This window comes from Streptomyces pinistramenti (assembly GCF_020564935.1).
In the GTDB taxonomy this organism is placed as follows: domain Bacteria; phylum Actinomycetota; class Actinomycetes; order Streptomycetales; family Streptomycetaceae; genus Streptomyces; species Streptomyces pinistramenti.
In genome coordinates this window covers 1-20,842 of sequence record NZ_JAJCXB010000087.1, presented here as the reverse complement: position 1 = coordinate 20,842, position 20,842 = coordinate 1, and the positions used below count along the sequence as shown (strand labels likewise).

Annotated in this window: 16 protein-coding genes and 1 rRNA gene; 8 read left to right on the top strand and 9 right to left on the bottom strand. The window is 71.1% G+C overall.

The features are described from left to right. A partial coding sequence (locus LIU39_RS32715) for an Rv3235 family protein (protein ID WP_227050585.1) occupies positions 1 to 554 on the top strand: 554 nt, incomplete at its 5' end. A gap of 149 nt (positions 555 to 703) precedes the next feature. Here the strand turns inward: LIU39_RS32715 and secA are convergent. Beyond that, positions 704 to 3,535 carry a preprotein translocase subunit SecA gene (gene secA, locus LIU39_RS32710; protein ID WP_227050584.1) on the bottom strand — a complete coding sequence of 944 codons (2,832 nt, stop codon included), beginning with the start codon at positions 3,533 to 3,535 and terminating at the stop codon, positions 704 to 706. 240 nt (positions 3,536 to 3,775) lie between these two features. On the opposite strand from secA, the gene LIU39_RS32705 reads away from it, so the two are divergent. Together LIU39_RS32705 and LIU39_RS32700 are read left to right on the top strand one after the other, a co-directional pair. Further along, on the top strand, positions 3,776 to 4,444 hold the full coding sequence (locus LIU39_RS32705) for a GNAT family N-acetyltransferase (protein ID WP_227050583.1): 669 nt from the start codon (positions 3,776 to 3,778) through the stop codon (positions 4,442 to 4,444). Between the two features lie 127 nt (positions 4,445 to 4,571). After that, on the top strand, positions 4,572 to 5,759 hold the full coding sequence (locus tag LIU39_RS32700; protein ID WP_227050582.1) for a winged helix-turn-helix domain-containing protein: 1,188 nt from the start codon (positions 4,572 to 4,574) through the stop codon (positions 5,757 to 5,759). A gap of 91 nt (positions 5,760 to 5,850) precedes the next feature. Here LIU39_RS32700 and LIU39_RS32695 read toward each other — a convergent pair whose 3' ends face one another. The 7 genes from LIU39_RS32695 to mtnA form a co-directional block, all read right to left on the bottom strand. Further along, positions 5,851 to 6,606, bottom strand: coding sequence for a response regulator (locus tag LIU39_RS32695; protein ID WP_227050581.1), 756 nt, complete (start codon positions 6,604 to 6,606; stop codon positions 5,851 to 5,853). A 232-nt stretch (positions 6,607 to 6,838) separates the two neighbouring features. Continuing rightward, positions 6,839 to 7,531 carry a ribosome hibernation-promoting factor, HPF/YfiA family gene (gene hpf / locus LIU39_RS32690; RefSeq protein ID WP_227050580.1) on the bottom strand — a complete coding sequence of 231 codons (693 nt, stop codon included), beginning with the start codon at positions 7,529 to 7,531 and terminating at the stop codon, positions 6,839 to 6,841. Between the two features lie 314 nt (positions 7,532 to 7,845). Next, positions 7,846 to 8,562, bottom strand: coding sequence for a ComF family protein (locus LIU39_RS32685; RefSeq protein ID WP_227050579.1), 717 nt, complete (start codon positions 8,560 to 8,562; stop codon positions 7,846 to 7,848). 137 nt (positions 8,563 to 8,699) lie between these two features. Continuing rightward, a complete protein-coding gene (locus LIU39_RS32680) occupies positions 8,700 to 10,436 on the bottom strand; it encodes an LpqB family beta-propeller domain-containing protein (protein ID WP_227050586.1) in 1,737 nt (578 codons plus the stop codon). A 178-nt stretch (positions 10,437 to 10,614) separates the two neighbouring features. After that, entirely contained in the window at positions 10,615 to 12,720 is a 2,106-nt protein-coding gene (gene mtrB, locus LIU39_RS32675; RefSeq protein ID WP_372464132.1) for an MtrAB system histidine kinase MtrB, read from the bottom strand. 1 nt (position 12,721) lies between these two features. Further along, positions 12,722 to 13,399, bottom strand: coding sequence for a two-component system response regulator MtrA (gene mtrA, locus LIU39_RS32670; RefSeq protein WP_227050578.1), 678 nt, complete (start codon positions 13,397 to 13,399; stop codon positions 12,722 to 12,724). Further along, positions 13,396 to 14,556 (bottom strand): S-methyl-5-thioribose-1-phosphate isomerase, encoded by a 1,161-nt coding sequence (gene mtnA, locus LIU39_RS32665; protein ID WP_227050577.1) that lies wholly within the window; start codon positions 14,554 to 14,556, stop codon positions 13,396 to 13,398. Before mtnA ends, mtrA begins: the two co-directional genes overlap by 4 nt. Positions 14,557 to 14,708: 152 nt before the next feature. Here mtnA and LIU39_RS32660 point away from each other — a divergent pair, with 152 nt between their 5' ends. The 5 genes from LIU39_RS32660 to LIU39_RS32640 are packed head-to-tail and all read left to right on the top strand — an operon-like array spanning position 14,709 to position 20,472. Then, on the top strand, positions 14,709 to 16,283 hold the full coding sequence (locus tag LIU39_RS32660) for a DUF7847 domain-containing protein (RefSeq protein ID WP_227050576.1): 1,575 nt from the start codon (positions 14,709 to 14,711) through the stop codon (positions 16,281 to 16,283). 4 nt (positions 16,284 to 16,287) lie between these two features. Beyond that, a complete protein-coding gene (locus LIU39_RS32655) occupies positions 16,288 to 16,977 on the top strand; it encodes a DUF4129 domain-containing protein (protein WP_227050575.1) in 690 nt (229 codons plus the stop codon). Then, positions 16,974 to 18,206 (top strand): DUF4350 domain-containing protein, encoded by a 1,233-nt coding sequence (locus tag LIU39_RS32650; protein ID WP_227050574.1) that lies wholly within the window; start codon positions 16,974 to 16,976, stop codon positions 18,204 to 18,206. The genes LIU39_RS32655 and LIU39_RS32650 overlap by 4 nt, the downstream gene beginning before the upstream one ends. Further along, positions 18,187 to 19,152, top strand: a complete 966-nt coding sequence (locus LIU39_RS32645) for an AAA family ATPase (protein WP_227050573.1) — start codon at positions 18,187 to 18,189, stop codon at positions 19,150 to 19,152. Before LIU39_RS32650 ends, LIU39_RS32645 begins: the two co-directional genes overlap by 20 nt. A 9-nt stretch (positions 19,153 to 19,161) precedes the next feature. Continuing rightward, a complete protein-coding gene (locus tag LIU39_RS32640) occupies positions 19,162 to 20,472 on the top strand; it encodes a DUF58 domain-containing protein (RefSeq protein ID WP_227050572.1) in 1,311 nt (436 codons plus the stop codon). Positions 20,473 to 20,772: 300 nt separating this feature from the next. Here the strand turns inward: LIU39_RS32640 and rrf are convergent. Next, positions 20,773 to 20,842, bottom strand: a 5S ribosomal RNA gene (rrf, locus tag LIU39_RS35785); the annotation flags it as partial.

The window sequence follows — 20,842 nt, the reverse complement described above, 5'->3', positions numbered from 1 at the left end:
GTTCCGGCCCCGCCGGCCGGGCGGGTTCCGGTCCGGCCGGCCGCGCGGGGACCGCCCCCGCAGCAGGTCGCCCCTCCCCCGCCCGCTCGGCGGCCGCTGCGGCGGCTGTGAGCAGGCGGGCGGTGCATCCGGTCCCGCTGCCGACCCCGGGCGCTCAGCGCCACGCTCACGAGCGCCGGCCGCACCACTGGTTCGCGCACCAGCTGCTGCTCACCCTCACCGGCGAGCGCCCGGTCCACGCGCTGCTGGGGCATGCGCTGCCCGCCGCGTACGACCGGCTCGTGGAACTGGCGCCGCTCGCTCCGCTGCGTCCCGCCCCGGGCCCCGGCGGCCTCGCCCGCTCCGTCCCGACCGTGCGCGAGTGCGGCCTCTACCGGCCGCGCAAGGGCGTCATCGAGGCATTCGCCCGTATCGCGGCCGGCGAACGGCTGCGCGCCCTCGCGTTCCGCCTGGAACTGGGCGCGGACTCCCGCTGGCGCTGCGCCGCCCTGGACATCGGCCCGACCCCCACCGTCTGGGACACCTCCACGGGCCCCGGCCCCGCCGGCCCATAACCGCACCCCTACCGGGAGCAGCGAACTCCGCAGCCCGGCCCCAGGAGGCCACCGCGCCACGCGAGCCACCACCCCACCGAACGAGGGCGGAGCCCCGGGAATCCCCCGGGGCTCCGCCCTCGTCGACCAGCACAACTACCCGCTGCCGCTCACTTCTTGCGGCGGCGGCCGCCCTTCTGGGCCTTGCGGCGCTCGGCGCGGGTCAGCCCGTCCGACTCGGAGCGGGCCGGGGATTCGCCGTCCTCGTCACTGGTGAAGTCACCCTCGATGACGCCGCCTTCACCGTCGACCGTGGGCGCCGAGAAGTGCAGCCGGTCCGGCCGCTGCGGCGCCTCCAGGCCCTTGGCGTGGATCTCCGGGCGGCCCGCGCCGGCCGGCACCGCTTCCGCCACGTCCTTGTCCAGCGACGTCTTCTCGGCGGCCTCCTCCACGGGGATCTCCTCGACCTGCTGCTCCACCTGGACCTCCAGGTTGAACAGGTAGCCGACGGACTCCTCCTTGATGCCCTCCATCATCGCGGTGAACATGTCGAAGCCCTCGCGCTGGTACTCGATCAGCGGGTCCTTCTGGGCCATCGCGCGCAGGCCGATGCCCTCCTGGAGGTAGTCCATCTCGTAGAGGTGCTCGCGCCACTTGCGGTCCAGGACGGACAGCACCACGCGGCGCTCCAGCTCGCGCATGACGTCCGAGCCCAGCTGCTCCTCGCGGGCGGCGTACTGCTCGGCGATGTCCTCCTTGATGGCGTCGGCGATGAAGTCGGCGGTGATTCCGGCGCGGTCGCCGGCCTCGTCCTCCAGCTCCTCGACCGTGACCTTGACCGGGTAGAGCTGCTTGAACGCGCCCCACAGGCGGTCCAGGTCCCACTCTTCGGCGAAGCCCTCGACCGTCTCCGCCTGGATGTAGGCGTCGATGGTGTCGTTCATGAAGTGCTTGACCTGGTCCTGCAGGTCCTCGCCCTCCAGGACGCGGCGGCGCTCGCCGTAGATGACCTCGCGCTGGCGGTTGAGGACCTCGTCGTACTTGAGGACGTTCTTGCGGGTCTCGAAGTTCTGCTGCTCGACCTGGGACTGGGCGGAGGCGATTGCCCGGGTCACCATCTTGTTCTCGATCGGGACGTCGTCCGGGACGTTGGCCATCGCCATGACCCGCTCGACCATCTGCGCCTTGAACAGCCGCATCAGGTCGTCGCCGAGCGAGAGGTAGAAACGGGACTCGCCGGGGTCGCCCTGACGGCCGGAGCGGCCGCGCAGCTGATTGTCGATCCGTCGCGACTCGTGCCGCTCGGTGCCCAGGACGTAGAGCCCGCCCAGCTCCTTGACCTCTTCGAACTCCGCCTTGACCGCCGCCTCGGCGCGCTCCAGCGCGTCCGGCAGCGCGGCCGCCCACTCCTCGACGTGCTCGACCGGGTCGAGGCCGCGCCGGCGCAGCTCGGACTCGGCGAGGTCGTCGGGGTTGCCGCCGAGCTTGATGTCCGTACCGCGGCCGGCCATGTTCGTGGCGACCGTCACGGCGCCCTTGCGGCCCGCCTGGGCGACGATCGACGCCTCCCGGTCGTGCTGCTTGGCGTTGAGCACCTCGTGGGAGACACCGCGCTTGTCGAGCTGCTGCGAGAGGTACTCGGACTTCTCGACCGAGGTCGTGCCGACCAGGATCGGCTGGCCCTTCCCGTGCTTCTCGACGATGTCGTCGACCACTGCGTCGAACTTCGCGGGCTCGGTGCGGTAGATCAGGTCGGCCTGGTCCATGCGGACCATCGGGCGGTTCGTCGGGATCGGGACGACGCCCAGCTTGTAGATCTGGTGGAACTCGGCGGCCTCGGTCATGGCCGTACCGGTCATGCCGGAGAGCTTGCCGTAGAGCCGGAAGAAGTTCTGGAGGGTGATCGTGGCGAGCGTCTGGTTCTCGTCCTTGATCTCCACCCCTTCCTTCGCCTCGATGGCCTGGTGCATGCCCTCGTTGTAGCGGCGGCCGGCGAGGATACGGCCGGTGTGCTCGTCGACGATCATGACTTCGCCGTCGATGACGACGTAGTCCTTGTCGTTCTTGAACAGTTCCTTGGCCTTGATCGCATTGTTGAGGTAACCGACGAGCGGGGTGTTCACCGACTCGTAGAGGTTGTCGATGCCCAGCCAGTCCTCGACCTTGCTGACACCGGACTCATGGATGCCGACGGTGCGCTTCTTCTCGTCGACGTCGTAGTCGCCGGTCTCCTCGACACCGCGCTGCGGGTTGGCGGCCTCGCCCTTCTTCAGACGGCGCACCAACTTCGCGAAATCGCCGTACCACTTGGTGGCGGAGTCGGCGGGGCCGGAGATGATCAGCGGCGTACGGGCCTCGTCGACGAGGATGGAGTCGACCTCGTCGACGATCGCGAAGTTGTGGCCCCGCTGGACGAGTTCGTCCTGCGACCAGGCCATGTTGTCGCGGAGGTAATCGAAGCCGAACTCGTTGTTCGTGCCGTAGGTGATGTCGCAGCCGTACTGCTCGCGGCGCTGCGCCGGCGTCATGTCGGCGAGGATGCAACCGACTTCGAGGCCCAGGAACTTGTGGACCCGGCCCATCATCTCGGAGTCACGCTCGGCCAGGTAGTCGTTGACCGTGATGAGGTGGACACCCTTGCCGGAGAGGGCGTTCAAGTACGCCGGCAGGGTGCCGACGAGGGTCTTGCCCTCACCGGTCTTCATCTCGGCGACGAACCCCAGGTGAAGGGCCGCGCCACCCATCAGCTGGACGTCGTAGTGGCGCTGGCCGAGCACGCGCTTGGCGGCCTCACGGACGGTGGCGAACGCCTCGGGCAGCAGGTCGTCCAGGGTTTCGCCGTCCGCGTAGCGCTCTTTGTACTCGTCGGTAAGCGCCCGCAGCTCGGCGTCGGAGAGGGCCGCGAAGTCCTCCTCGATGGAGTTGACCTGGCCCGCGATGCGGTGCAGTTTGCGCAGGATCTTTCCTTCGCCTGCACGCATGAGCTTGTTGAAGACGGACACTTGGGCTGGTCTCCTTGCCGGTCGGGCCTGCACGGTCGAGTGCGCGGGCGCGGCATTTTTCCAAGGGGCAGGCCCCGCCGCAACGGCCATCGTAAAGGAGGACGCTGCCCGGCCGGGAGGTCCGCCGCAGCGAAGCCCGGTATCCCCTCCCCACGAGAACGCGCGAGGCCGCGAGAAGGTGCCGGACGTCACCACGAAATCCCGTCGCGCGGGCCCGCCGCCGCCCCGCAGACTCCCTCCATGGAGCCCGTCACTCTCACCACCGAGCGCCTCGTCCTGCGCCCCTTCGCCCCGTCCGACGCCGCCGACGTACACGCGGCCTGTCAGGACCCGGACATCCCGCGCTGGACACCCGTGCCGTCGCCGTACTCCCTCCAGGAAGCCGAACACTTCGCCGGTACCCGCACCCCGGAGGGCTGGCGCCAGGACACCGAATACTCGTTCGCCGTGTGCTCCCGGCAGGACGGATTCCTGATCGGCACGATGGGCCTGATGCGCCTCGCCCGGCTGCGCACCCCGGAACGCCAGGCCGAGCTGGGGTACTGGACGGCCAAGGAGCGGCGCGGCCAGGGGTACACCGTCGAGGCGGCCCGCGCGGTGGCGCGCTGGGCCTTCCAAGACCTGGGGGTGGAACGGCTGGAATGGCTCGCCGAGGCAGGAAACGAAGCCTCCCGGGCGGTCGCCCGCAAGGTCGGCTTCCGCATGGAGGGCACGCTCCGCGCCAAACTGGTACACGCCGGTACCCGCCGCGACCTGTGGATCGGCTCCCTGCTCCCGTCGGACCTGCCGGACCCCACCGAACCGTCCGGAACCGCGGGCGCCACCGGTGCGCCCGATGTCCCCGGCGTTCCGTCCGTCCCCGGCGGGACGGGCTCCGAGGCGACCCCGTATCTGCCGTACACGCACTGAGCGACCGGGGAGGCTCCGGTCACGGGTCGCCCGGTGGCCGGTTCCTGTGGCTCCGCCGTGTGCCGCAGGAACCGGCAGTTGTCCACAGCCCCGGCGCGATGTCAGTGGCCACCCCTACTCTTTCGGCATGACCGCAGTGACACCGCCGGGACCGCAGCCCGTGACCGCCCTGTCCCGTGATGACGCGCGCCGGATAGCGCTGCGCGCGCAGGGACTGCTGGGCGCGCCCGACCGCGGCGCCGGGGTGCGCGGCGTGCTGCGCGACCTGGGCGCCGTGCAGCTGGACACGATCTCCGTGCTCGCCAGGTCGCACGAGCTGATTCCGTACGCCAGGCTCGGCGCGGTCGCCCGCCCGAAGGTCGAGGCCGCCTACTGGAGCGACACCCACAGCTTCGAGTACTGGTCGCACGCGGCCTGCATCCTCCCCATCGAGGAGTGGCCGCACTTCGCCTTCCGCCGCCGCGCCTACCGAGCCCGCCCGCACTGGCACCACGACCTGCGGCAGTCCGCGTACGACGCGGTGATCTCCCAACTCGCGGCCGAGGGCCCGCTGACCGCCACCCAGTTGGGCGGGGCCAAGAACGGCGGGGAGTGGTGGGACTGGAGCGAGTCGAAGGTCGCCGTGGAGCGCGCGCTCATGTACGGCGAGGTGGTCTGCTCCCGGCGCCGCGGCTGGAAGCGGGTGTACGACCTCGCCGAACGCGCCGTCCCCGAGCGGCTGCTGAAGGACGACCTCGACGACGCCACCTGCATCCGGCGGCTGGTCGCCCAGGCCGGCGCCGCGATGGGGGTGGCCACCCGCGCGGACCTCGCGGACTACCACCGCCTCAAGAGCGAGCAGGTCGACGCCGTGCTCGCCGACTCCGGGCTGCTGCCCGTCGAGGTCGAGGGCTGGGCCAAGCCCGCCTGGGCCGACCCCGCGGCGCTCGCCGCCCCGCCCCGCGGCCGGCATCGCACGACACTGCTCTCGCCGTTCGACTCCCTCATCTGGGACCGTCCCCGTACGGAACGGATCTTCGGCTTCACTCACCGCCTGGAGGCGTACGTCCCCCGCCCGAAGCGGATACACGGCTATTTCGTGATGCCCCTGCTGTCCGGCGGGCGCCTGGTGGGCCGGGTGGATCCGGCACGCGACGGCAGCATGCTCATCGCCCGCCAGGTCTCGATGAAGGGCCCGAAGGCCGTCCGCCCGATGGCCCAGGCGCTCTACGAAGCAGCCGGCTGGGTGGGCTGTGACACGGTCCGCGTGGAGCGCTGCGACGACGCGTCACTCGCCGCAGCGCTGCGCCGTGAGCTGACCCTCATCGGCGGCTGACCGACCGGGAAAGAGTCGTACGGGCCGCCGATGCCTACGGGTGACGCCGGCCCGCTACGGCGCCGCCGGCCTGCGGCTCGCTTCGCCCGCGTCAGCGGATCTCCAGGATCTTCTCCCGCATCGCGTACACCACCGCTTCCATCCGGGAGTGCAGCTGCAGCTTCTCCAGGATGTTGCGGACGTGGTTTTTCACGGTGTTCTCGGAGATGAAGAGTTCCTTGGCGATGTCACGGTTGTTCATGCCCGTGGCGACGAGCTTGAGTACCTCCAGCTCACGGTCGGTGAGCCGGGGCGCGGGCACCAGCCGCCGCTCGTCCGTGCGCTGGATCATCGACTTGAACTCCGTCAGGAGCTTGGAGGCCATCGACGGGCTGATCTGCGACTGCCCGTCCGCGACGGCCCGGATCGCGGTCGCCACCTCGTCGGTGGAGATCTCCTTGAGCAGATATCCCGTGGCCCCGGCCTTGATCGCATCGTAGAGATCGGCCTCTTCGTCGCTGATCGTGAGCATGATGATCTTCGCGCTGGGGGCCACCTCCTTGATGGAGGTACACGCCTCGATACCGCCCCGCTTGGGCATCCGGACATCCATCAGCACGATGTCGGGCAGCAGATCCGCGGCCTTGTCCACCGCCTCCGCGCCGTCACCGGCCTCGCCGATGACCTGGATGTCCTCCTCCTGGGCCAGAACGATCTCCAGGCCACGCCGGAAGAGTGCGTGATCGTCCACCACCAGGACCCTGATCGGCTCCTTGCGCGGCATGCTCGCCTGCATCCCGTCGCCGCCCCCGGCACCGCTTCCGCCATCGTCCGCGTCGCCGCGCACGGGCCCGAAGCTGTCCCCCATCGTCCCTCCCCGTCAACTACTCGGCCGAACGGCCTGAGCTTGGAAATAAGGCTGGTTGACAACAGCCCCCTGCGGCCAGCCCGAACAACGCCATACGACCGTCTCCCCGGCATATCGCCGTCACGTGCCCTCGTACTCCATGGCTGGCACCAACTCTATACGGCCTCAACTCCTGGCCTCCGCAGGCACGATGGTGCCCCTGGCGCGCGCCAGGGGCACCGAACGGATGAGGTCAGCCGCCGAGCGCGCCGCCGGCGCCGCCGGGCCCTTCCTCCCCGAACGAATCGGGGTTCAGGTGGATGACGCCGTAGTCGTAGCCGTGCCGCCGGTAGACGACGCTCGGCTGCTTGGTCTCGGCATCGACGAAGAGATAGAAGTCGTGACCGACCAACTCCATCTCGTAGAGAGCTTGGTCGAGAGCCATGGGTGCCGCGGAGTGGGTCTTCTCGCGGACGACCAGGGGGCCTTCACCCTGTACGTCCAGCGATCCCATCTTCTTGGTCGGTACCTTCTCCTCGACCGCCGCATCCGCGGCGAGTTCGCCATGGGTGTTCAGGCTCGCGGCATCGGGAACGCTGATGGCGACGTCACTCGCCGGGATACGGCCGTTGCCACGGCGCGAGTTGCGCTTGTCGTGCTGCTTCCGCAGACGCGCTTCCAGCTTGGCGGTGGCCAGATCCAGCGCGGCGTACGGATCGCCGGCGGCCGCCTCGGCCCGGACCACCGGGCCACGGGAGCGAAGGGTGATCTCCACTCGGTCGGAACGGTCGGCCTGCCGGGGGTTGGGCTCCTTGGACACTTCGACGTCCAGGCTGATCACCTTGCCGTCGAGCTTCTGGACCTTCTCCAGCTTCAGCTTCTCGGCCACGTGCTTGCGGAACCGCTCGGGCACCTCGGTCTTGCGGCCCTTGACGACGATGTCCACGCAGAACTCCGTTCCCGGATCGCCCCGCACTACGGGCGGAGCAATTCCTTCTTGCACCAGGCTCCGGTGGGTGCCGAAGCCTCGGACTTGGCGACTTTCACCTCCTCCTCCCCCGAGGACAAGCTCTCCACTCCCCCTGTTTTCAGGGTCGCCTCGAATGCCCCTGAACGCACTCAGCACCACATTTCGAGGCAAAGCGTCCGCCAAGTCCTCACAACCGAACATAGCTCGCTCGGACCGGTGTCGGCACCCCCTCACCGCCTCCGGCTCCGTTTGAGTGGTTTTCCCTCCTCATTACCTGCAACGTTGAGTTTTCACGTTCCGTTCCGGACGGTTGCGAAGGTGCCGCGCGGCGCCGCGACCACGGCCGCCCCGACCACCCTGCCGCCCGCCGCCGCGACCGCCCGTGCCGCCTCCGCGAGCGTCGCCCCCGTCGTCACCAGGTCGTCCACCAGCACCGCTGACGCCACCACAGAAGGCCCGCTGGCCCCGCCCCGCACCTCTATGGCACCCGCGACGTTCGCCGACCGCTCCCGGGCGCTCAGCCCCGCCTGATCGGCCACCGCCCGGCGCTGCCGCAGCACCGGGCACACCCACGCGGCCGCTCCCGTACGCCGCAGCTCCGCGGCCGCCGCCAGCGCGATCCTGCGCACCGGGTCGTGCCCACGTCCGGCGACCGCGCTCCGGGCCGACGGCACCGGCACGAGCCGCAGCGGCCCGGCGCCCGCCCGCACCTCGCACAGCCCCCGCACCGCGCCCGCCAGCGCCGCCCCCAGCGGCTCGGCGAGCCGCAGAGCGCCTCGCTCCTTGTGGGCGAGCAGCACGGCCCGCACCTCGTCGGCGTAGACCGCGCCGGCCCACACCCCGGGCAGCCCCCGTGGCCGCGGCACGATCCGCACCCGTCCCGCGCCCCGTCCGCCGCGTGCCAGCGCCCCGCGGCACGCCCCGCACAGCTCCGTACGCGGCCGACCGCACCCGGCACAGTCGACCGGCAGCACCAAGCCGGCCAGCTCTCGCCATACCCCCCGCATGACTCCACTGTCCCGCCGACCGCACGCCGCCGCCACCCCTGTGGACAACCGCCCGGGACGGCCGGGCAGCGGCCCCGCGAAACGACGCAGCGGCGGGGAGGACCACCCCTCCCCGCCGCTGCCGCCGACCCTCCAAGTCACCCCGGGTAGACCGGCACCGAACCGTCCTTGGCCACCGTCTTCCAATTCGCGTCCGGAGGCAGCCGCACGATGCCGTCATCGGCATCCGCGATCAGCGGCCTGGTCTCGTCCTCCGACGCGGCCACCGCCTTCACACCGTTGACGCCGGGCAGCGTCTCCGCGTTGGACGCCGAACCGTCCGTCTCCATGAACTGCATCTGCTGCACGCCACCGGACTCCCGCCCGACGACCACCAACCGGCTGCCGCCCGCCCAGGAGGCGGCGACCACGTCCTCCAACTGGGGGGCGATCGGACGCAGTTCCTCGACCGAAAGCTCCGGGTGCGCCGACGAGCCACCGCGCTCGACCCGGCCGAGCTGAAGGGTCGTCCGCCCCTTGTCCTCGACCAGCATCGCGATCCGGATGCCGTCCGCCGCGACCCGGATCGCCTTGATCCGCCGCTTGCCCAGGCCGGGCACCGCCACCTCTTCGGGGTCACCCTTGCCCTCGCGCATCCGCAGCAGCCGCGAACCGTTCCCGGAGCGGTCCGCGATCCACAGATCCCCCAGGCCGTCCCAACTGGGCGCGGTCAGGCCGTTCTTGACCGCGCTGGTCAGCAGCGGCCCGCCGTGCTCGGCGCCGTCCTCCATCGGGGCGACGTACAGCGATCTGCCGTCGGTCGACACCCCGGCGGCGGTGCCCTCGTCGCGCGAGATGCCGACCGCGCTCAGCGGGAACTTCCCCGAGCCGAACGGGCCGCGCACCGGCGTCGGTTCCGTGGCGGTGTCCGACATGGCGACCAGCTTGTGCTCGGCATCGAGGTAGTACTCGTCGGCGGAGTGCCCGGCACGCCGGTGCGGTGCGAAGTCGCGTTCGGCCTGGTCCTGGCCCAGCACACACAGGGAGTTGCCGTTGTTGTCCTGGAGCTCCACCTCGCTGATCTTGGACGCCCTGGTCATGTCCTGGACGGTGAAGAAGAGCTGAGCGGCCATCCGCTTGCACTGGTCGGTGTCGGTGCTCACCGCCTGCCTGCTGAGCTTCACCTGCAACGCGTTGGAATCGCCGAGCGCCAGGCTGCGGCTCGCCAGCCGGGTACCGGGCGGGAACGCCGAAGAGGTCACCTCGTTCAGCCAGTTGGTGGGGCCTGACAGCAGCGCCTGCACGCTGGCCGTGACCGGATCTATCCGCTGCCGCAGGTAGACGGGATCGGCGACCAGGACATTACGGCGCGCCTTCGGGTCCTCCGACTCCGTCTTGTAGGAGGCGAAGTAGTACTTGTTGACGGACTGATAGATGCGCTGGAAGTCGGACTGTCCCAGGACCAGACCGTTCGGCAGCCGGTCGATCCGCCACTGATCGTCCTCCTTGATGAGGTGGATCGTCTGGCGGTACGGCTTCTCCTCCGGCGTGTACGCGTGGTTGTCATCCACCGTCGCCACCTGGCTGCCGGACAACGTGACCGTATAGCCACCGGGATCCTGGCCGTGCGGAATCGCCTTCGGCTCGGGCTTGGGACGCTCCTGGAGCACGTTGGTCACCAGGAACGGCCGCCAGGTCCGCCGTGCAGATTTGGCCAAGTACTGGGTGGCCGTACGGAAGTCCGCCTCGTCACTGGTCGTCGCGTCGAGGAAGCTGCGGACAATATTGGTCGGCTGCGCCCCGTCCTGGGGCGGCACGCCGTACACCCGCACCTGGGAGTCCCCGTCGGCACGCGGGGACTGCTCGACGGACTTGACGTCCCCGCTGTCCGGCATGGAGGCGCAGCCGGCCAGCAGCAGCGCGGCGGACCCGAGCAGGGCCGTCGTCCGCGCCACACGGGGCCTGCCCGCGGGCCTGCGGCCACCCTCACCTGCGGGGTTCCGCGCGGCCCCCTCCGGGTCTGCGGCCCCGCCGCTGTGGACCTCCGGCTCGATGCCCCGATCCCGTCCGTGCTCAGCGTCCACGCAGCCCGCCCTCTCGATCCGCGCCCCGTCGCCCGTCGTCCACCGGCCCGCCGGCGGATGCGCCGTCCTCGGCCGCTTCTTCTGGGCGCGCACCCGGCTCACGCGCCGCTTCCGCGCCCCGTACGCCCTCGGGCTGCTCCGGCGCACGGGCTCCGCTGCCGTGCGCCGGAGCAGCGTCCGCGGCCGGCCGGACCTCGGACCCGGTGTCCGGCACCGGCGGCCGGGCAGGAACGGCGGACGCCGTGCGCGCGCCATCCGTACCCGGCTGTCCCGCCCCGGCCGCCCCGCGGTTGCGCCGCGAGTCCTCCGGCTCCAGCGGTATCGGGGAGCCGCGCAGCGCCTCGCCCGCCGTACGTGGCAGGGTCAGCCGGAACTGCGAACCGCCGCCCGGCTCGCCCCACGCCTGCAGCCAGCCGCCGTGCAGCCGGGCGTCCTCGACGGCGATGGACAGCCCCAGACCCGTACCGCCCGTCGTACGGGCCCGCGCCGGGTCCGCCCGCCAGAAACGGTTGAAGACACGGGCGGCCTCGCCGGGCTTGAGCCCGACGCCGTAGTCGCGCACCGCGACGGCCACCGCGCCGCCGCTGCGACCGCCGCCCGACGCCAGCCGGATCACGACGTCGCGGCCCTCACCGTGCTCGACGGCGTTCACGACGAGATTGCGCAGTACCCGCTCCACCCGCCGGGAATCCGCCTCCGCGATCACCGGACGCTCGGCGCCGCGCACCACGATGCGGGTGCCGGTCCGCTCGGCCAGCGGTTCGGCGCCCTCGATGACTCGGTGCACCACATCCCGCAGATCGACCGGCTCGGCCTCCAACGCCGCGGCGCCCGCGTCGAACCTGCTGATCTCCAGCAGCTCGGCGAGCAGCGATTCGAACCGGTCCAGCTGCCCGCGCAGCAACTCGGCGGAACGCGCCGTGGCCGGGTCGAAGTCCTCCCGCGCCTCGTGAATGACGTCCGCCGCCATGCGGACGGTCGTCAGCGGCGTCCGCAGCTCGTGCGAGACATCGGAGACGAAACGGCGCTGCATCCGGGACAGCTCCTCCAGCTGCTGGATCTTGACCTGGAGGTTCTGCGCCATCTTGTTGAAGGACTCGCCGAGCCGCGCGATGTCGTCCTCGCCGGTGACCTTCATCCGCTCCTGGAGGAGCCCGGCGGCCAGCCGCTCGGAGATCCCGGCCGCCATCCGTACCGGCGTGACCACCTGACGCACGACGAGCCAGGCAATCGCCCCGAGCAGCGCCACGACGAACACGCCGGCCGTCGCGAGAGTGCCCGTCACCAGCTTCAGCGACTCCGCTTCCTGGGTGAACGGGAAGAGGTAGTAGAGCTGGTACTGGTTGCTGTTCGCGTCGTTGAGCCGCTTGCCGATGATGATCGCCGGCACGCCGTCGTCCGACCCGATGCGCTTGATCTGCGTGTACTCGCGGTACGTGCCGGGGTTCGTCTCGATCTTCCGGCGCAGCTCGCGCGGCACGCTGCGTTCCGGATCGACGTCCCCTGAGGCACGCGGGCCGCGCGTGCCACGGCTGGCGTCGCCGAACGGCTCCTCCGTGTCCGAACTGAGCGCCACGACCGAGAACACGCCCTGGCCACCACTGGCCAGCTGCTCGACCAGGCTGGTCAGCCAGGTCGCGGAGTCCTGGGTGCCACGGTTCCCGGTACGAGCGGCATCATCGGTCTCAGTGGTCCCGGCCCCGGCGCCGTCGGCCAGCTTCTGGGCCACGCCGAAACCGCCCACCGCCTGGCTCTGCGCGGCCTGCGCCTTGGCGGTCAGCAGGCCGTTGCGGACCTGCCCGACGACCACGACTCCGAGCAGCAGCACCACGGCGAGCGACATCAGCAGGGTGGTCGCGACCACCCTGAGCTGGATGTTCCGCCGCCACAGCCGCAGCGCGGGCAACAGCGGACGCCGCACCCAGCGGCTGAACAGCCGCAGCAGAGGATGGACGGGGCCGCTGACCGCGCCGTCGGGCAGCAGCTGACCGCCCCGCAGCAGTTTCGCCGACAGCCGCCCGGAAAAGGACATATCACCCGCCGGGTCGACGGTGCGCCCCCGCTTTCCTCCCGGGGCCGAACCGTCCCGGCTCATATCAGCTGGGCCCCGCCTTGTAACCCACCCCGCGCACGGTCACCACGATCTCCGGCCGCTCCGGGTCCTTCTCGACCTTGGAACGGAGCCGCTGCACATGGACATTGACCAGCCGGGTGTCGGCCGCGTGGCGATACCCCCAGACCTGCTCCAGCAGCACCTCACGCGTGAACACCTGCCACGGCTTCCGCGCCAGCGCCACCAGCAGATCGAACTCCAGCGGCGTCAGCGCGATCGACTGCCCGTCCCGCTTCACGGAGTGCCCCGCCACATCGATGACCAGGTCGCCGATGGCCAGCTGCTCGGGCGCCGGCTCCTCCGAACGCCGCAGCCGGGCTCGTATCCGCGCCACCAACTCCTTGGGTTTGAACGGCTTGACGATGTAGTCGTCCGCACCCGATTCGAGCCCGACCACCACATCCACGGTGTCACTCTTCGCCGTCAGCATGACGATCGGCACCCCGGACTCGGCCCGGATCAGCCGGCTCACCTCGATGCCGTCCCGTCCGGGCAGCATCAGGTCGAGCAGGACAAGATCGGGCTTGGTCTCGCGGAAGGCGGCAAGCGCCTTGTCGCCGTCCGACACGAACGACGGTTCAAAGCCTTCGCCGCGCAGCACGATGCCGAGCATCTCTGCCAGTGCGGTGTCGTCGTCGACGACCAGGACGCGTCCCTTCATTCGGCCATCATCCCATTGCCTGATCGTGACGTACTCCATCGTGACGTGGAACACAGCTCCGCGAGCCCATCCCGGGTCACCGGAGACACCACACCGGCCTCCGTCACGATCGCCGTCACCAGCTCCGCAGGCGTGACGTCGAAGGCCGGGTTGTAGGCCCCGGCCCCCGCCGGAGCCACCGGAATCCCGGCATCGGCACCCCGCACCGACGGCAGGGCGAACTCGGTCACCTCCCGTCCCGGGCGCTGCTCCACCTCGATATCCGCGCCCTCCTCGGTCCCCAGATCGACCGTGCTGGTCGGCGCCACCACCACGAACGGCACGTGGTGATACCGGGCCAGCACCGCCAGCGGATAGCTGCCCACCTTGTTGGCAACCGCTCCGTCCGCCGCGATCCGGTCCGCGCCGATCAGCACCGCGTCGACCTCTCCTGCGGCGAACAACGAACCCGCCGCGCCGTCCGCCAGCACGGTGTACGGCATCCCCGCCCGCGCCGCCTCGAACGCGGTCAGCCGCGCCCCCTGCAACAACGGCCGTGTCTCGTCCACCCACAACCGGCGCAGCTCACCGCCACGATGCGCCGCCAGCGCCACCGCCAAGGCGGTCCCCTCGCCGCCCGACACCAGCGCGCCCGTGTTGCAGTGCGTAAGAATCCGGTGGCCGCCGGCCGGCAGCAGCTCCTCCAGAAGTTGCAGGCCGTGCTCCGCCATCCGCTTGCTGGCATCGACGTCCTCGGCGTGCACAGCACGTGCCTCCGCCAGCGCGGCCGCCGCGGCAGCCTCCTGACCTGCACCGACACCCACCGCCGCCCGATACGCGGCAGCCGCCCGGCGCACGCCGTACCCGAGATTGACCGCCGTCGGCCGGGCATGCGCCAGCACCTCGGCCGCCTCCTCCACGTCGTCCCCGCGCGCCGCGGCCAGCGCGACGCCGTAAGCACCCGCGATACCCAGCAGCGGAGCACCGCGCACCGCCAGAGTCCGGACAGCCTGCACCAGCTCAGGCACATCCGCACAGGCCAACTCGGCTTCCTCCACCGGCAACCGGGTCTGATCGAGCAGCACCACCACCGGCCCTTCGGGCGGATCAGCCCAACGCAACGACGGGACTGCGGACGTCGCAACGCCCGCTCCTGATACCTCGCACCGATCGACCATCCGCTCAGTCTGCCGGTGACCGCCGTCCGGACAGAAGGTCCCCCACCTCTCAGGCCCCGGGTACGCAAAGCCACCCGCCATGACACGATGACTGCCACCGCGGACGCCGGTCCCCGCCCGCCTTGGCGGACGGGCAGCATGAAGGAGCGACGATGAACAACTCTCCGGGCTGGGCCTCGCCCGGATCCGCCCCCTCCGACGAGCCGGACCGCGGCACCCAGGAGCACCCCACCCAGCCACCCGTACCGGAGGGCCGACCCGGGACCGACGAGCAGCCCGCGCCACCGAACTGGTCCAGGCAGCAGCCGCCCGCCGGCCAGTGGTCCGCCCCCGGCACCATCCCCGGTCAAAGCGGCCCCGGCCCCCGCGGGCGCGCCGACTCCGGTGGCGGCTGGGGCGGCGCCCGGCCGCCCGGCCCGAACGGCGGCCCCGGCTGGGGCGGCGGCTGGGCTCCCGGCCCCCACGCGGCCAAGCCCGGGGTCATCCCGCTGCGCCCGCTCGGCGTCGGCGAGATCCTCGACGGCGCGGTGGCGACCATGCGCGCCCACTGGCGCACCGTTCTCGGCATCTCGCTGGTCATCGCGGTCATCGCCCAGACCGCCATCACCCTCGTCACGGGAGTGTGGTTCCAGGGCACCGACCGGACACCGACCCTGGAGAGCACCCCGGACACGTCGATCGGCGAGGCCCTGCGCGAGGCCGGCAATACGCTCACCGCCAGCGCCCTCACCTCGGTGATCGGACTGCTCGCCACGATCACCGCCACCGGGCTGCTCACCATCGTCGTGAGCCGGGCCGTCCTCGGCCGCTCGGTCAGCACCGGGGAAGCCTGGCAGGAGGCGCGGCCCCAACTGCCGCGGCTCTTCGGCCTGCTGGTTCTGCTGCCGCTGCTCCTCACCGCCGTCATTGTGGTGAGCATCGTCCCCGGCATCGTCATCGCCACGCTGGGCTCTGCCCCCGTCGGCCTGGCGCTCGGCCTGCTCGGTGGCCTGGCCGGCACCGTGGCCGCCGTCTGGCTGTGGGTCTGCTGCAGCCTCGCCTCGCCGGCCCTGATGCTGGAGAAGCAGGGCGTCACCGCGTCGATGCGACGCTCCGCCAAGCTCGTCCGCGGCTCCTGGTGGCGTGTTCTGGGCATCCAGCTGCTGACGTACCTGCTGATCGGCATCGTGGGGTTCATCGTCCAGATCCCGGCCACCCTGATCTCCTTCCTCATCGGCGGCGACAGCCTCATGGACTGGGCCAACGGCGCCGGCAACTCGACCGGCTGGACGTTCCTGACCGTCCTGGGAATCGGCGCCGTCATCAGCTCCGCCATCACCTTCCCGATCAGCGCCGGCGTCACCGCGCTCCTCTACATGGATCAGCGGATCCGCCGCGAGGCCCTCGACCTCGAACTCGCCCGCGCCGCCGGCCTCCCCGGCTACGGAACCCACGCCGCCACCCCGCGGCCGCACACCGGCAGCCACCCCACCACCGGCTCCCCGGCCGCCTCCGGACCGGCCGCCACCACGGCTTCCGCCACCCCTCCCCCGCCCGGCACTCCCGACCCCGCCGGGCCCGCAGCCGACGCCTCCGCCCGCCCGGCGGACACCACCGTCCCCGAGCCCAGGGCCACAGGCGCCGCCGACCTCACCAAGACCGAGCCCGGCAGTTCCCCCGCCACCGATCCCGAAGCCACCGCGGACGGCTCCGGGCCGCACTCCACCGACCCCGCTCCGGGAAGCTGATGCAGTGACCACAGGGGGGATCGCGGTCGCGCTGGGCCGGCTCATGGCGCGCTCCGACGACGGGCCGGTGCGAATACCTCGCGTTCCCGCCCGCGAAGCAGCGGAGCGCGAGCTGTCCGACCCGCGGTACCACCAGCACGACCCCAACCCCATCCAGCGCGCCCTCAATTGGTTCTGGGACCACGTCGACGCCCTCTTCCAAGCGGCCGCCGGCGTGACACCGGGCGGCTGGACGGGTCTGCTCGTCATCGCCGCCGCCGTCGTCCTGCTCCTCGTGGCGCTCCGCCTGCGGCTCGGCGCGATCCGCCGCACGCCGGCCACCAGCCGCGCCCTCTTCGCCGACACCCCCCGTACCGCCGCCGAGCACCGCTCCGCCGCTGACCGGTACGCCGCCGATGGCCACTGGAGCCACGCGGTCCAAGAGCGCCTGCGAGCGATCGTGCTCTCCCTCGAAGAGCGGGTACTGCTCACTCCGGGGCCAGGGCGCACCGCCGACGAGGCGGCGGCCGAGGCGGGACGCGTGTTCCCCACGTACGCCGAGCGACTGCGCGCGGCGGCCCGCGCCTTCGACGACATCACATACGGCGGACACCCCGGCACCGCGGACGCATACGCCCTGATGAGCGCCCTCGACACAGACCTGCAGCAGGACAAGCCCCAACTGGCAGCCCCCGCCGCCGGGAGTCGGCGATGAGCGCCCCCACCTCGAGCACGTCCTCCCTCGCGCCCTCCGGCCGCCGAATATGGCTGCGGTCCCGCGGACTGCTGTACGCGCTCCTGCTCCTCGTCATCTGCGGAGTGGTTCTCGCCGCCCTTCAGTCCGGGCAGCAGCACGGCCGGCTCGACCCCCGCTCGGCCGACCCCCTCGGAAGCCGGGCCCTGGCCACGCTGCTGGCGGATCACGGCGTCACCACCAAGGTCGTCACCACGGCCGAGGAAGCCGCCGCCGCTGCGGGCCCCGGCACCACGCTCCTCGTCAGCGATCCGGACATCCTCACCCGACGGCAGCTGACGGGGCTGCGTACCGCCACGGCACACACCGCCGGCCGCACCGTCCTCCTCGCCCCGGGTACCACCGCGCTCAAGCCGTTCGTCCCGCAGGTGACGGCGGAGCCCCCGATCACCGTCGAGCCGCGCCCGCCCGGCTGCTCCCTGCCCGACGCACGGCGGGCCGGAGACGCCCTCATGGGAGGTGTGCGCTACGCGGCGCCTCCTGACACGGCCGCAGACCGCTGCTACTCCGGTAACGGCCTGCCCACCCTCCTGCACCTGTCGGCCCCCGACGCGGGCCGGGACGTCCTGCTTCTCGGCTCCCCCGAATTCCTCTACAACCACCGTCTCGCCGAGCGCGGCAACGCCTCGCTCGCCCTTCAACTCCTCGGCGCGCACCATCATCTGGTCTGGTACCTCCCCTCCCTCAGCGACCCGGCATCCGCCCGGAACGAGCAACGCGGATTCCTCGACCTCATCCCTTCCGGCTGGAGCTGGGGCCTTCTCCAACTCGCCTGCGCCGCAGGCTTCGCCGCCCTCTGGCGCGCCCGCAGACTCGGCCCTCTCGTCCCCGAGCGGCTCCCGGTCACCGTCCCGGCCGCCGAGACCACAGAGGGACACGCCCGCCTTTACCAGCAGGCCAACGCCCGCGACCGGGCCTCCGCCGTCCTGCGCTCAGCGACCCGCACCCGGCTCGCCCCCCTCATCGGCGTGCCTCCCGCGCACGCCCACACCCCCGACATCCTTCTCCCGGCCGTCCACTCCCATCTGCCCCAGGCCACCGACACTCCGGCCGAGCTGTCCGCACTCCTCTTCGGACCGGCCCCGGCCGACGACAAGGCCCTCGTGCACCTGGCCGATCAACTCGACGACCTCACCACCTCGATCGTTTCCCAAGAGAGGCACGCCCCCCGTGAGCACCCCGACCGCTGACAGTGCCCGAGCCTCACTTGAGGCCCTGCGTACCGAGATCGCCAAGGCCGTCGTCGGCCAGGACTCCGCAGTCACCGGCATGGTCGTGGCCCTGCTCTGCCGCGGACATGTGCTCCTCGAAGGCGTCCCCGGCGTCGCCAAGACCCTGCTCGTCCGCGCGCTCTCCGCCGCACTCGAACTCGACACCAAGCGCGTCCAGTTCACCCCGGACCTGATGCCCAGCGACGTCACGGGATCCCTGGTCTACGACGCACGCAGCTCCAAGTTCTCCTTCCAGCCGGGCCCCGTCTTCACCAACCTCCTTCTCGCCGACGAAATCAACCGCACCCCTCCCAAAACCCAGGCGTCCCTGCTCGAAGCGATGGAAGAACGCCAGGTCACCGTCGACGGAACGCCTCGCCCCCTCCCCGAGCCGTTCCTCGTCGCCGCCACACAGAACCCGGTGGAGTACGAAGGCACCTATCCGCTCCCCGAGGCCCAACTGGACCGCTTCCTGCTGAAGCTCACCGTCCCGCTGCCGGCCCGTCAGGACGAGATCGACATCCTGACCCGCCATGCCGACGGCTTCAGCCCCCGCGACCTGACCGCGGCGGGCCTTCGCCCCGTAGCCTCTGCTACTGACCTCGAAGCAGCCCGAGCCGCAGTCGCCGAGACCGCCGTCTCCCCCGACATCGCCGGCTACATCGTCGATATCTGCCGTGCCACCCGCGATTCCCCCTCGCTCTCCCTCGGCGTCTCCCCACGAGGCGCCACCGCGCTGCTCTCCACCTCCCGAGCCTGGGCCTGGCTCACCGGCCGCGACTACGTGATTCCCGACGACGTCAAAGCCCTCGCACTCCCCACACTCCGCCACCGCATCCAGCTCCGCCCGGAAGCCGAGATGGAGGGAGTCACCGCAGACTCCGTCATCAACGCTGTGCTCGCCCACCTCCCCGTCCCCCGCTGAGACGACACCGTGGCCCTCACCGGACGCACCGTCCTCATCTCCGCACTCGGAGCCCTCTTCGTCGGCTTCGTACTTCCCGGTTGGCTCGGCATCCTCACCGTCCAACTCGCCCTGCTGATAGCAATCTTGTGCGACCTGGCCCTCGCCGCGCCAGTGCGAAAGCTCCATTTCACCCGGACCGGTGACACGTCCGTTCGACTAACAGGAGACGCGGAAACTCACCTCACCGTCACCAACCCGGACCGCCGCACTCTCCGCGCCACCATCCGCGATGCCTGGCCACCGAGCACCCTCACTGCCGACGCCGGCATTCCTGCATCCCGCCACACGGTCCGCATACCCGGCGCAGAACGCCGGCGCCTCACCACCGTGCTCCACCCCACCCGCCGAGGCGATCACCGCGCCGTCCGCGTCACCGTCCGCTCCCACGGGCCGCTCGGCCTCGCGGCAAGGCAGGGCAGCCATCACGTACCGGGCACCGTGCGCGTACTCCCGCCCTTCACGAGCCGCAAACACCTCCCGGCGAAGCTGGCCCGGCTCCGCGAACTCGACGGCCGCACCAGCATCCTGACCCGCGGCGAAGGCACCGAATTCGACAGCCTCCGCGACTACACCCCGGGCGACGACACGCGCTCCATCGACTGGCGCGCCACCGCCCGCCGGCAGACGGTCGCAGTCCGCACCTGGCGCCCCGAGCGCGACCGCCGCATCCTGCTCGTCCTGGAGACCGGTCGCACGTCGGCCGGACGCGTCGGCGACACCCCACGCCTCGACGCCTCCATGGATGCCGCCCTCCTGCTCGCGGCACTCGCCGCACGAGCCGGCGACAAGGTGGACCTTCTCGCCTACGACCGCCGCGTACGCGCCTCCGTACAGGGCCGCACGGCGCGCGATCTCCTGCCGTCCCTCACCAACGCACTGGCGCCCCTCGAATCAGAACTCATCGAGGCCGACCCCCGCGGCCTGGCCGCGACCATTCACCGCAGCGCACCACGCCGTTCCCTCATCGTCCTCTTCACCGGCCTCGACGCCGCACCCGTGGAAGAAGGACTGCTCCCGGTCCTCCCGGGGCTCACCCAGCGGCACGAACTCATCGTCGCCGCCGTGGCCGACCCCCGCATCGAAGAGATGGCCGCCGGACGCCACACACCTCAGGCCGTCTACGCAGCAGCAGCCGCGGAACAGAACCGCTCCGCCCGCCGCCGCACCGCCGACCGCCTGCGCCATCACGGAATCACCGTCATCGATTCCACCCCGGACCATCTCGCCCCCGACCTCGCCGACGCCTACCTCACCCTCAAGTCCACCGGCCGCCTCTAACGAGCCTCCCCCCACCAGCTCTATACACCCAACGTCTCCCCACAACACGGAGCTACGGCTACGGCTACGGCTACGGCTACGGCTACGGCTACGGCTACGGCTACGGCTACGGCTACGGGCAGGATCTCGGACGCGGGTGCGCTCTCACTCCCGTACGGCACCGCTCTACGTTGCCACCGCATACGTACAGGCACCTCCGAGTGCCAACATAATGATGTACTCGGGGTGCGGTTTCGTTCCGGGAATGCAGAAATGCCCCGCCGGGAACCGAAGTTCCCGACGAGGCATTCCACAAAAATTGTTCGGCGGCGTCCTACTCTCCCACAGAGTCCCCTCTGCAGTACCATCGGCGCTGAAAGGCTTAGCTTCC

What these genes read in the sequence shown, in the direction of transcription:
- LIU39_RS32660 (WP_227050576.1), top strand. Translation starts at nt 14,709, where the DNA reads ATGAACAACTCTCCGGGCTGGGCCTCGCCCGGATCCGCCCCCTCCGAC.
- mtrA (WP_227050578.1), bottom strand. Translation starts at nt 13,399, where the DNA reads ATGAAGGGACGCGTCCTGGTCGTCGACGACGACACCGCACTGGCAGAG.
- LIU39_RS32680 (WP_227050586.1), bottom strand. Translation starts at nt 10,436, where the DNA reads ATGCCGGACAGCGGGGACGTCAAGTCCGTCGAGCAGTCCCCGCGTGCC.
- mtnA (WP_227050577.1), bottom strand. Translation starts at nt 14,556, where the DNA reads ATGGTCGATCGGTGCGAGGTATCAGGAGCGGGCGTTGCGACGTCCGCA.
- LIU39_RS32700 (WP_227050582.1), top strand. Translation starts at nt 4,572, where the DNA reads ATGACCGCAGTGACACCGCCGGGACCGCAGCCCGTGACCGCCCTGTCC.
- LIU39_RS32650 (WP_227050574.1), top strand. Translation starts at nt 16,974, where the DNA reads ATGAGCGCCCCCACCTCGAGCACGTCCTCCCTCGCGCCCTCCGGCCGC.
- LIU39_RS32685 (WP_227050579.1), bottom strand. Translation starts at nt 8,562, where the DNA reads ATGCGGGGGGTATGGCGAGAGCTGGCCGGCTTGGTGCTGCCGGTCGAC.
- LIU39_RS32695 (WP_227050581.1), bottom strand. Translation starts at nt 6,606, where the DNA reads ATGGGGGACAGCTTCGGGCCCGTGCGCGGCGACGCGGACGATGGCGGA.
- LIU39_RS32705 (WP_227050583.1), top strand. Translation starts at nt 3,776, where the DNA reads ATGGAGCCCGTCACTCTCACCACCGAGCGCCTCGTCCTGCGCCCCTTC.
- mtrB (WP_372464132.1), bottom strand. Translation starts at nt 12,720, where the DNA reads ATGAGCCGGGACGGTTCGGCCCCGGGAGGAAAGCGGGGGCGCACCGTC.